Origin of the sequence: Rhodococcus sp. (in: high G+C Gram-positive bacteria) (assembly GCF_049591685.1) — a bacterium.
In the GTDB taxonomy this organism is placed as follows: Bacteria; Actinomycetota; Actinomycetes; order Mycobacteriales; family Mycobacteriaceae; genus Rhodococcoides.
Genome location: NZ_JBAWFH010000317.1, coordinates 1 through 11430, shown reverse-complemented (window position 1 = coordinate 11430; position 11430 = coordinate 1). Strand labels below are relative to the sequence as shown.

General features: G+C 64.5%; 12 protein-coding genes. 3 read left to right on the top strand and 9 right to left on the bottom strand.

Annotated features, from left to right (window positions below; all coding sequences use genetic code 11):
* The 5 genes from WBQ44_RS13130 to WBQ44_RS13110 form a co-directional block, all read right to left on the bottom strand.
* On the bottom strand, positions 1-195 hold a 195-nt coding region (locus WBQ44_RS13130), incomplete at its 3' end, for a hypothetical protein (RefSeq protein ID WP_495567119.1).
* Positions 192-1922, bottom strand: coding sequence for an ABC transporter ATP-binding protein (locus WBQ44_RS13125; RefSeq protein WP_495567118.1), 1731 nt, complete (start codon positions 1920-1922; stop codon positions 192-194). The genes WBQ44_RS13130 and WBQ44_RS13125, both read right to left, overlap by 4 nt.
* A gap of 83 nt (positions 1923-2005) precedes the next feature.
* Complete coding sequence (locus WBQ44_RS13120; protein WP_495567117.1) at positions 2006-4324, bottom strand: MMPL family transporter; 2319 nt, start codon at positions 4322-4324, stop codon at positions 2006-2008.
* Between the two features lie 11 nt (positions 4325-4335).
* On the bottom strand, positions 4336-4959 hold the full coding sequence (locus WBQ44_RS13115; RefSeq protein ID WP_495567116.1) for a TetR/AcrR family transcriptional regulator: 624 nt from the start codon (positions 4957-4959) through the stop codon (positions 4336-4338).
* Positions 4960-5060: 101 nt separating this feature from the next.
* Entirely contained in the window at positions 5061-5516 is a 456-nt protein-coding gene (locus tag WBQ44_RS13110) for an RrF2 family transcriptional regulator (RefSeq protein ID WP_495567115.1), read from the bottom strand.
* A 118-nt stretch (positions 5517-5634) separates the two neighbouring features.
* Here WBQ44_RS13110 and WBQ44_RS13105 point away from each other — a divergent pair, with 118 nt between their 5' ends.
* Positions 5635-6540 carry a sterol desaturase family protein gene (locus WBQ44_RS13105; protein ID WP_495567114.1) on the top strand — a complete coding sequence of 302 codons (906 nt, stop codon included), beginning with the start codon at positions 5635-5637 and terminating at the stop codon, positions 6538-6540.
* On the opposite strand, the gene WBQ44_RS13100 is transcribed toward WBQ44_RS13105, so the two are convergent.
* Positions 6521-7213 carry a YceI family protein gene (locus WBQ44_RS13100; RefSeq protein WP_495567113.1) on the bottom strand — a complete coding sequence of 231 codons (693 nt, stop codon included), beginning with the start codon at positions 7211-7213 and terminating at the stop codon, positions 6521-6523. The two genes, WBQ44_RS13105 and WBQ44_RS13100, sit on opposite strands and share 20 nt — an antisense overlap.
* A gap of 131 nt (positions 7214-7344) precedes the next feature.
* On the opposite strand from WBQ44_RS13100, the gene WBQ44_RS13095 reads away from it, so the two are divergent.
* Both WBQ44_RS13095 and WBQ44_RS13090 read left to right on the top strand, forming a co-directional pair.
* Entirely contained in the window at positions 7345-8349 is a 1005-nt protein-coding gene (locus tag WBQ44_RS13095) for a PHP domain-containing protein (RefSeq protein WP_495567112.1), read from the top strand.
* Positions 8350-8369: 20 nt separating this feature from the next.
* A complete protein-coding gene (locus WBQ44_RS13090) occupies positions 8370-8888 on the top strand; it encodes a superantigen-like protein SSL4 (RefSeq protein ID WP_495567111.1) in 519 nt (172 codons plus the stop codon).
* Positions 8889-8954: 66 nt separating this feature from the next.
* Here the strand turns inward: WBQ44_RS13090 and WBQ44_RS13085 are convergent, their stop codons facing one another.
* From WBQ44_RS13085 to WBQ44_RS13075, 3 genes are all read right to left on the bottom strand, one after another.
* Positions 8955-9443 carry an FBP domain-containing protein gene (locus WBQ44_RS13085; RefSeq protein ID WP_495567120.1) on the bottom strand — a complete coding sequence of 163 codons (489 nt, stop codon included), beginning with the start codon at positions 9441-9443 and terminating at the stop codon, positions 8955-8957.
* Between the two features lie 254 nt (positions 9444-9697).
* Complete coding sequence (locus WBQ44_RS13080; protein ID WP_495567110.1) at positions 9698-10681, bottom strand: HEAT repeat domain-containing protein; 984 nt, start codon at positions 10679-10681, stop codon at positions 9698-9700.
* Positions 10682-10689: 8 nt separating this feature from the next.
* Positions 10690-11304 (bottom strand): HEAT repeat domain-containing protein, encoded by a 615-nt coding sequence (locus WBQ44_RS13075; RefSeq protein WP_495567109.1) that lies wholly within the window; start codon positions 11302-11304, stop codon positions 10690-10692.
* Positions 11305-11430: the final 126 nt, after the last annotated feature.

Here is an 11430-nt window from a genome sequence, read left to right as displayed (position 1 = left end):
GAGAATGACCCCGAGAAGGGCTTTTTCGGGCCGGAGCAGTCCGAGCAATCGTTTGAGCGACGGCTTGAAGTTGAGTGCTCGCGTGCCGGGCACCACTGCCTTGGCAGCGGCGGCCGGTGCTGTCGGCGCGCTCGGCGGTCCGGGCGAGGCCTGCGTGTCGGGAGCTACGACTCCGGATGCTGGGGGGCGCGTCACGACGCCGCCACCGCGTGCTGGGAGTCGACGATTTCCGCGTACGTGGGGCACGTCGCGATCAGCTCGTCGTGGGTGCCGATTCCGACCGGGCGGCCGTCGTCGAGGACGAGTATCTGGTCGGCGTCGACGATGGTCGAGACTCGTTGTGCGACAACGATCATGCAGGCGTCCTTCATCACCGGCTTCAGCGCGGCACGTAGTTTGGAGTCGGTGGTGAGATCGAGCGCGGAGAACGAGTCGTCGAACAGGTAGACGCTGGGCCTGCGCACGAGTGCGCGGGCGATGGCCAGCCTTTGACGCTGGCCACCGGAGACGGTGGTACCGCCCTGGGACACGGCGGTTTCCAGGCCCTCGGGCATCTTGCGGACGAAGTCGGCGCCCTGCGCGATCTCGAGGGCGTCCCACAGTTCTTCGTCGGTGGCGTCGGTCTTCCCGTAGCGCAGGTTCGATCCGATCGTGCCGGAGAACAGGTACGGCTTCTGCGGGATCAGCCCGATCTCGGCGCGCAGCGCGTCGATGTCGAGATCTCGAATATCGGTTCCGCCGACGAGTATTTGTCCGCCGGTGACGTCCATCAGACGCGGGATCAAGTTGATCAGTGTCGACTTGCCGGATCCGGTACCGCCGATGATGGCGGTGACCTTGCCAGGCTCGGCGAGCAGGTTCACTCCGCACAGCACCGGGAACTCGGCGCCGGGGTACGAGAATTCGGCGTCACGAAGTTCGACGACGCCCGGGGAGAGCACGAACGGCTTTACCTCGGAGGGGAGAACGACCGAGGTTTCGGTGGCGAGCACTTCGCTGATGCGATCGGCGCAGACAGACGCGCGCGGCACCATCATCGCGACGAACGACGCCATCATGACCGACATCAGGATCAGCATGATGTAACTCAGCAGAGCCGTCAGCGAACCGATTTCCATGGTGCCGTCGTTGATGGCATGCCCACCGAACCAGATGACGGCCACCGAGGTGATGTTGGTGATCAGCATGACGGTCGGGAACATCAGGGCCATCAGACGTCCCACGCGCAGCGCGGCTTCGGTGAGCGAATCGTTGGCGACCGCGAATCGGTCGATCTCGAATCGTTCACGTACGAACGCCCGCACGACACGGATGCCGGTGATCTGTTCACGCAACACACGATTGACGGCGTCGATGCGTACCTGCATGGCCCGGAACCCGGGCACCATCTTGGCGATGATGAGTCCCATCGAGATGGCAAGGCCTGGGACGGCGATCATGAGGACCCAGGACAACCCGATGTCTTCCCGCAGGGCCATCACGACGCCGCCGACGCACATGATCGGTGCCATGACGACGATGGTGAAGCCCATGACGATCAGCAACTGCACCTGCTGAACGTCGTTGGTGTTACGGGTGATCAGCGACGGCGCACCGAACTGGCCCACTTCGCGTGCCGAGAACGTGCCGACGCGGTGCAGGATGGCGCCGCGCAGGTCGCGTCCGGCACCCATAGCCGTTTTCGCTCCAATGAGAACCGCGGCCACCGAGCACACGATCTGCACGAGAGACACTGCGAGCATCCAGCCACCGGTGGACAGGATGTAGTTGGTGTCGCCGCGCGTCACACCGTTGTCGATGATGTCGGCGTTGAGGCTCGGCAGGTACAGCGCGGCAGCGGTGGCCACGAACTGCAATGCGACAAGCGCGGTGATCGCCCGCTTGTACGGTGCCAGATAAGTTTTGAGCAGCGGGATCAGCATGATGGCCGAAGATTACTCGTACTCATGAACAACAGTCTCCACAATTTGTCGGGCATACGAGAATCTCCGGCCATCAATGCAGGTCAGGCGTCCGCGGTAGCGTTCACGTTCTGCTTCGGCAGTGCCTTCTCCAGCTTGGCACCTTCGATGTCGACGTCGGGCAGAATCTTGTCCAGCCACTTCGGCAGCCACCAGGCCTTGTCGCCGAGCAGTGCCATGACCGACGGAATGATCACCATTCGGACGACGAAGGCGTCGAAGAACACCGCTGCGGCGAGCGCGAACCCGATCGACTTGATGAACGAGTCGGGTTCGGCCATGAACGCGGCGAACACCGAGATCATGATGACCGCGGCCGAGGTGACCACGCGAGCGCCGTACTTGAATCCGTTGACGACGGCGTCCTTGGCCGACGCGCCGTGCACGTACTCCTCCCGCATGCGCGAGACCAGGAACACCTGATAGTCCATCGCCAGACCGAACACCACACCGATCAGGAAGATGGGCATGAAGCTGACGATCGGCTGCGGATTGCTGATCAGCCCGAGGCCACCGTCCTGGAAGATGAACACGGTCGCGCCGAAGGTGGCGAGCACACTGAGCAGGAAGCCGACCGTCGCCGTCAGCGGCACGAGAATCGACCGGAACACGAGCATCAGCAGCACGAAGGCAAGACCGACGACCACGGCGAGGTAGGGCACGAGCGCGTCCTGCAGTCGCTCCGACACGTCGAGTTCGAGGGCCGTCTGACCCGTGACTCCGAAGCTGACGCCGTTGGTCTCTGCGAAGCCGGGTTCGGCGTCACGCAGGTTGGCGACGAGGTTCTTGGTCGCGTCGCTGTTCGGGCCCGAGGACGGGGTGACGAGAATCTGCGCGGTGTCCCCCGCCTCGTTGACGGCGACGATCTGAGCGTTGGTGACGTCGTCTTCCTCGTAGATGGCGTCGACGACCTTTGCGAAGCCTGGGCCACGGTCGGCCTCGGCCAGGTCGGTGCTGTCGGCGATGACGAGCAGCGGGCCGTTCTTACCCGGGCCGAACCCTTCTTCGACCAGGTCGTATGCCTTGCGCACCGACGTCGACGGGTCGGAGGTGGCGATGCTGGGCAGCGCCAACGAGAGACCGGTTGTCGGTCCGGCAATGACGCCGAGCAACACGATGCCGCCGATGAGACCGATAGCAGGACGCTTGACGAGCGCGCGTGCCCAACGCAGTCCGTTGGTGGGCGTCGCGTTCGGGTCCTCGGGATCGGTGGTGTTGACGAACTTGATCTTGCCCGCGAACGCCTTTCCCTTGTAGACCCCGAGCATGGCGGGCAGGAACGTCAGGGCGATGAGAACCGCGATCAACACCGCGAAGCCTGCTGCGAGACCCATCTGCGAAAGGAACGGGATGCCGACGACGCGAAGCGCGACGAGAGCAATGAGAACGGTCGCGCCGGCGAACACCACAGCGGAACCGGCTGTACCGACCGACCGTCCGACTGCTTCCTCGCGGTCGTCCGTGAGCGTGAGCTCGTGTCGGTAGCGAGCGAGGATGAACAGCGAGTAGTCGATGGCGACCGCCAGGCCGATCATGATCGCCAGAATCGGCGTGAACGTCGAGAGGTCGGCGAAACCCGATGCTGTCGTGATGGCGAGACTGCTGATGCCGATACCCACGATCGCGGTGATCAGCGGCAGGCTTGCGGCGGCAGCGGAACCGAACATGATGAGCAGGACGACGGCTGCGACGGCCAGGCCGACGAGCTCGGACGTGCCGCCCGGGGGCGATGCGTTCTGGGCAACGCTGCCGCCCAGTTCGACGGTCAATCCGGCGTCGCGTGCGGGCTGTGCTGCGTCGTCCAGGTCGGTGCGGAGTTCGTCGGTGACGTCGGCCAGTTCGCCTGCGATCGGAACGTCGAGGGTTCCGACGTTTCCGTTGGGACTGAGCGGCGACAAGGTCGCGGCATTGACTGCGGCGACGTCCGGGGCGGTTCCTTCTTCTTGGGCGAGTTCGTCGAATTGTTCGACGATCGCGGTGTTGCCGGCAACCGGGTTGGCCAGCGGCTTCTCGCCGCCGGGCTTCGCGGAGGCGTCGACCCCGTCGATCTTGTCTATCTCGGCGATCGTCGAGTCCATCGCTGCCGTGTACTGCGGCGAGTCGAGGGACTGGCCGTCGGGCGCTGAGAAGACGTACTGCGCCGACACGGCACTGAGCGGATCTTCGACCTCGCCGAATCGTTCGCTCTGCAGATCGAGGGCAGCCTGCGCGGGCGTGCCCGGAATGTTGAACGAGTTGGCGGTGGGCCCGGACAGCGTGGCAGCGCCGACGCCCGCCAGGATCAAGATCGTCACCCACAGGGCGAGGACGAAGCCTTTGCGCCGGTAGGCGAACTTTCCGATTCGATAGAGATAGGTGGCCATTGGCCGGCTCCTCAGTGTGAAGTGGGTGTGCGCGGGTCCGGAAGGCCGGCCTGCAGTTGGTCGAACGCATCCTCGACGAGCTGTTTCGGTGAAAGATCTCCTGCGGGGTTGTTGATCCAGATGGTCAGGGCGGCGGTGACTGCGTTGCCCACAGCCACTTGCAGCAGGTTCGGATACAGGTCCCGGTCGATGTCGGTTCCGGTGCGTTCGGCTATCGCTTCGCCGAGTACCCGGGTGAGCGAGTGATGCACCTCTAGTTTGCGAGCCATGACTGCCGGAGTCGCCTCGACCAACTGGGCGACGGCAAACGTTTCGGCAAGGTCTCGCTCGGGGTCCGTGACGACCGAGACGCCGACGTGACGGAGAGAATCCCAGATGGGTTCGTCGGCTGGACGTTCACGCAGCATTTCGAACCATTCGAGGGCGGACGCCTCGATGTGGTGCAGTACCGCTTCTTCCTTGTTGGCGAAGTAGTTGTGGAAGGTGCGGGTAGATACGCCCGCCTCGGCCGCGATGGCGTCGGCGGTGACCGAATCCAACCCACGGGCCTTGGCCAGCGTCACGGCTGCAAGGCCGAGCGCGTCGCGAGTTGCTGCCTTCTTCTGGTCTCGAAGGCCGGGGGGTGAAGTGGTCACGCACTCTAAAGTACGGAACGTGCAGAGTTCTGCAATGTTGCACGAACGTGCAAAGTTGTCGAACGCATCACATCACCGCCCTCGCGTTACCCACGCCACAGTCAGCGACGCGCCCAGGCACCCGGGTCGGCCGTCAGCTCGCGCACAAGATCGGGAACGTCGTCGGCGACGATGTCAGCGAGTGAGACCTCTTCCAGCACGGCGCGCATGTTCGCTCGCACGGCGAGCCACACCAACTTCAGAGATTCGGCCGGGCCGGAATACTCCACATCCTCCGGACGCTGACCCCGCACCGAAGCCAACGGACCCTCGACCGCCCGCACCACGTCGGCGACGGAGATCTCCGACGCAGGCCTGGCGAGCCAGTAGCCACCGTCCGGACCTCGACGGCTGCGCACGAGGTCGGCTCGTCGCAGATCAGACAGGACCGATTCCAGGAACTTGTGCGGGATCTGCTGTGCGCTCGCCAACGCTTCGGCCTTACCCGGCGTGCCGTCTGCAGCCGCCAACTCGAGGAGCGTCCGCACGGCGTAGTCCGCTTTGGCGGTGATGTGCACGATCAGCTCCTCGAAACGGTGGTATTACCGATCCCTATCATCCCAGTAGGGAAAGGGCAGTCAACGCGCATCCCCGCCGTTACACTTCATTCACAAGTGTCACGCGGAGGAGCTCGGGATGTTCGATTGGATCGGTTCGGCGTGGAACGCACTTCCGGAACCGCTACGCGATCCGGTCGCCCTCGCTATCCCTGCGTTCGTCGCACTGCTCGCCCTGGAGTGGTTCGCGGCAGCCAAGCTCGAAGAAGGATCACGCGGGAGCTACAAAAGCTCCGACGCTCGCGCGAGCCTCGGAATGGGCCTCGTCTCCGTCGCGACGACGACGGCATGGAAGACGCTCGCACTGTTCGGCTACACCGCGCTGTACGCCTACGTCGCGCCGTGGCAACTACCCGCGGACGCCTGGTACACGTGGGTGATCCTGATCCTCGGCGTCGACTTCCTGTTCTACGCCTACCACCGGCTCGCGCACCGAACCCGCATCATCTGGGCAACGCACCAGGCACACCACTCGAGCGAGTACTTCAACTTCAGCACGGCGCTTCGCCAGAAGTGGAACAACAGCGGCGAGATACTCATGTGGCTGCCGCTGCCGCTACTCGGTGTTCCGCCGTGGATGGTGTTCACGGGCTTCGGCATCAACCTCGTGTACCAGTTCTGGGTACACACCGAACGCATCGACAAGCTGCCTCGCGCAATCGAATTCGTGTTCAACACGCCGTCGCACCACCGCGTGCACCACGGCCGCGATCCGCAGTACCTCGACAAGAACTACGGCGGCATCCTCATCGTCTGGGATCGCCTGTTCGGCACCTACGCCGACGAGGCCGCTCGACCCCACTACGGGCTCACCAAGCCGGTGGGGACCTACAACATCTGGACGCTCCAGACACACGAATACCGCTCCATCGCAAGGGATGTAGCGGCATCGCGGTCGTGGAAGGATCGGCTCGGTTTCGTTCTCGGCCCGCCGGGGTGGACGCCGAGCGAGCGCCGGAGAGAAGCTAGTTCGAATTCAGGTTGATCAGGAAGTCGACGGAACCGGTGTCCTCGACCGTCACGAAGCCCAGTGACGGGGGAGTGATGCCGAAGTCGGCCCACGTCGTCGGGATGCTCCCCGACGCGATCAGCGTGTTGCCGGACTGCAGCACCTGCATCTCGACCGAGACCGGGCGAGACTGATCCTTGAGGGTCAAAGTTCCCTCGGCAGTGACGGTTGCGGTCGTTCCATCCTTGGGCAGCGACGCCAGATCGACCGGCGAATCGAACGTGAAGGTCGCCGTCGGGTACGTCGCGGTATCGAAGATGTTGCCGCGGAACTGACCGTCACGGCGGTCGCTGTCGGTGGTGATCGAATTGGTCTGCACGACGACCTCACCTGTGGTGAGCGAGTTGTTCTCCACTGTCACTTGGCCGCTGACCTCGTTCGTGGATCCGACCACCGTCACATCGGCGCCGTTGAGCAACTCGTCGACGGTGTAGCCGGCGGCGGTCGTGTTGGACGCGTCGCCTGGCACGATCGTCCACGTTCCGTCGAGCTCGTCCGTGGTCGCGGCCTGAGCGCCGGACGTGGACACCGTCGCGGCGGGAGCGTCGTTTTCCGCGAAGAATTTTCCGTAGGCCCACGGGCCCACCGTGACGCCGAGCGCTACCAACACGACGACGACTGCACCGACAATCCACCACTTCTTGGTCATGGCTGCCAATGCTAGTTGCACCTTCAACCCCTGGGTAGGGTCAGCAGCTGGCAGGTTGCTGAGAGTTTTGTCCCGATTCCCATCGACCCCCGAGGGTGCCCATGTCGGCCGATCAACGCGACAATGGACGCATGGACCCGATCGAAGCCCTCCGCGAGATCGCCTACTGGCTCGAACGTTCGCGCGCGGACACGCACCGCGTCAAGGCCTACCGCCGAGCAGCCGACGTCGTCGCCTCGCTGTCGGAGGCCGACCGCGCCGAGCGCACCCGCACCGACTCGTGGTCGTCGCTACCCGGTATCGGCGCGAAGACCTCGCTGATCATCCGACAGGCCGCCGCGGGTGACGTACCCGAGTACCTCACGGACAAGCGTGCAGAGGCCGAGCCCATCGGCGAGAACGACCTGCGTTCGGCACTGAAGGGTGACCTCCACACCCACTCGAACTGGTCCGACGGCGGCAGCCCGATCGACGAGATGATGCGTGCGGCAAAACAACTCGGCCACGAGTATTGCGCGCTCACCGACCACTCCCCTCGCCTCAAAGTAGCCAACGGTCTGACGGCCGAGCGGCTGCGGCGCCAACTCGACATCGTCGCCGAACTCAACGAGCACATGGCGCCCTTTCGCATCCTCACCGGCATCGAGGTCGACATCCTCGACGACGGCAGCCTCGACCAGGACGAAGGCCTGCTCGCCGAACTCGACATCGTCGTAGCCAGCGTCCACTCGAACCTGCGCGCAGACGCGGACACCATGACAAGACGTATGGTCAACGCCATCGCCAACCCGCACGTCGACGTACTCGGCCACTGCACCGGCAGACTCGTCCAAGGTGGACGCGGCACCCGACCGGAATCGAAGTTCGACGCCGATATCGTCTTCGAAGGCTGCAAGCAATACGGCACCGCCGTCGAAATCAACGCCAGGCCCGAGCGTCAGGACCCACCGGAACGGCTGATCGACATCGCGCTCGATCGCGGCTGCCTGTTCTCCATCGACACCGACGCCCACGCACCGGGCCAACTGGATTGGCAGGGCTACGGCTGTGTGCGCGCCGAAGAGCGAGGGGTACCGGCCGACCGAATCGTCAACACCTGGGCTCTCGACGACCTCCTCGCGTGGACGGACAAGTGAACCCTGGTACACAGTTGGCCATGAAACGGATCGCAATTGCTGGTGTGCTGATCGTGATCACCCTCGCTGGATGCAGCACCGACTCGACCGAGAATGCCGCGCCCTCGGTCGAGGTGACAACGTCGCCGCAAACCTCCTCGCCGCAAACCTCCTCGCCGCACACCACCTCGCCGCAGACCACGTCGCCGCAGACCACGTCGTCCGTCGTCATTGCCGATCCGACACCGGTGCCGCCGGTCGCGTCGGAAGCAGCCGCGACGCCCGAAGCCGTCGTGCCCGAGGTGCCTCTCAACCCGCCCCCGGCAGAATCCACCGAAGCCCCGACCCGGCCGACAGGCGAGCAGCTGTACCTCGAGACATGTCAGCAATTCATCACGGCCATCGATGCACTCGCAGCCACCGGCGTCACCTCACGCGCCCAGGCCTCGGCCGGCATTGGAGATCGGTTGCAAACAAATCCAAGCTGGTCGACACTTCCTGCCGACGATCAGCAGCAGATACTTCGCGGCCTCGACGCCGCCGAAAACAGTAGTTGCTGAATGTAATTGACGATTTTCACGCCTTCGCCCGAAATCCTGAGCCGCTGACGTGGTTGCAACGGTTTCCTACGTGTAAAGCCGCGCAGTAAACGCCTCGATGTTGGTCCGCACACGGTCGACGCGCTCTTCCGGCGTCAGGTTCTCGCGGTAGCGGGAGCCCAGTGCAGGGGTCTTCTTGCCGCGCGCATACAGGGAGCAGTCGAGGTCGGCGCACATGCAGATTCCGACCGTGTTGCCTCGGCGTCCGGATTCGCCGACCTTGCGTGCCGTCATCAACGACACGTTGCCGCGTGAGTGCGTGGTAGTGCAGATCATGCACATTTGCGCGCGATCCGACTTTCCCGTTTCGTACCGCAGTGCCACTCCGACGAGTTCGCTGTCCCGCGGCATCACGAGGTAGCCGCGGCCGGCAAAGGAGGCGTCCGACCATCCGAGGAAGTCGAGCTGATCCCATTGTGTGTCAGCGAGATTCGCGGGAATCGACAGCCGCTTGGCGTCGCCCTTCGAGCAATTGACGAACGAGGATCGAATGTCCCGTTCGGTGACCGGTTCCATGATGAGTCTTTCTTTCTCGCAGATGTTCAGGCCGACGGCCACTGTTGCAGCGCGTGGTGCAGGATGTCGAGGCACTTTTTCCAGGACTTCTCGGACTCCCGCGGTGTGTGACTGAACCCGCCCGCCGGAGTTCGCGGTCGCACGATCACCGAGCGAGGCTATCGCGAGGCTGTCCGCACACCACCCGCGCACCTTTCAGCCACCCGCGCAGTTTGCAACTTGAGCCAACACCTACAACCTGCGCGGGAAGGCCGTCACACCTCGCGTCTGCGCAGCACGTATTCGGCTGTCAGAGCGACTGCGCGGTCGTCGTCGATGGCCAGTTGCTGTAGCGCTCGCTGGGCGCCGGGGCCGGCGACGTCCGCCAAGGCCTGGGCCACGCGACGACGCACTGCGGCGTCACCCTCGAGCAGCCCGACCAACCCGTTCACGACGCTCTCGCCTGCTCCCGCTTCGTTCGCCAGTGCGGTCAATGCGTCGGCGGCTTCGACGTCGGAGTGTCCGCCCGCAACCATGTCGATCAGGGTTGAAACGGCGTCGGCCACGCCGCGGGTTCCGAGTTCCAGCGCTGCGCGTCGCCGAACCGTCGCGTCGTCGCTCGTGAGTGCCCGGACGAGCACGGCGGTGGCGTCGTCGCCGGGGAGTTCGACTACGGTGTCGACGGCACGGCGTCGCACATCCGGGTCGAGGTCGCACAGTCCCTGTTCGAGCCGTTCGAGCCCACGGTCGGCGGATTGTGCGAGGGCCCACCGGATTGCTCCGGCGACGTTGGGTGCAGGCTCGTTCAGTACGGCTTCGACGAGTGCATCCGACGCATCCCCTGCGGACGACAGTGCTGCGAGCTGGCGCTTTCCAGCGCTGACGGACCCGAGATCCTGGAGCAGTGCCACGGTCCGCAGTACGTCTTCCCAGTCGCTCGGGTCGGCGCTGTCGACGCGTTCGAGCCGGGTGAGCAACTCGGTTTCTCGCGCGATGCGTTCGCGAGTGACGCGAACCAAATTTTCGACGAGATCGGCGGGCGTGAAGTCCGGGTCGTCGAGGGCACGTCCGACATCGTGGAGCGACAGGCCGAGTGAACGCAGCGATTCGACGTGGAAAATGCGCCGAATGTCGTCGCTGGAGTACTCCCGGTAGCCGGTGCCGGTGCGACCCGTCGGCCGGATGAGCCCCACCGCGTCGTAGTGCCGCAGCATGCGGGCGCTGACACCGGACCTCTTGGCTACTTCCCCGATCAACACGGCTTCATTCAACTCTGTGTGCCGAGGGCTGTGACGCGCTTGGCTTCGTCGAGCGCTGGGGCGAATCCGCTGTCGGGGTCGCGCAGCAGTTGCTCGGTGGCCGCGGCATGCGCTCGTGCCTTCGGAGATCGCGCGGTGCGAAGAACAGGCTCGATCACCTCGCCGAGGGCAATCAGTGCGCGGCTGAGGCTCAGTTGCACCTCACGCTCGCCCCGGCCCAACTGCGTCGACAGCATCAGTGCCAGTTCGTTCTCGCGTCCCTCCGGCACGAGCACCACCGCTGCACGCCACGCACTGCGCGCGACCTCGTCGTCGGGGTCGGCCACGAGTTCCGGGGTGATGACCGGCCAGGCCTGGCGATCCTTGACCTTCGACAACGTGTGCAGCGCCTGACTTCGGGCCTGCGGCCCACCCGATCGGACTTGCTCGACGAGTAAGGGGACCACCGTGGACGACGAATGCCGCGTCAGGGCCCACGTTAGGGTTTCCCGAACGCCGAAGTCGGGCTCGATCGCGCAACGTTCGATGAGGACGTCCAGGTGCTTCACATTCGGGTTCGTTCCGATGTCCAGTGCCGCGCGTAGGCGAACCGAGGGATTGTGGTGCCGAATCAACTCGTTCATGCACATCAGTGAAGACGTTGACACTGTGTGAAGGTCAAGGGCTCGAGTGTCACGAAAAACTCCCCACCTGCACGAAGCAGATGGGGAGTTCTTGGCGGTGGCGGAGGGATTTGAACCCCCGGACGG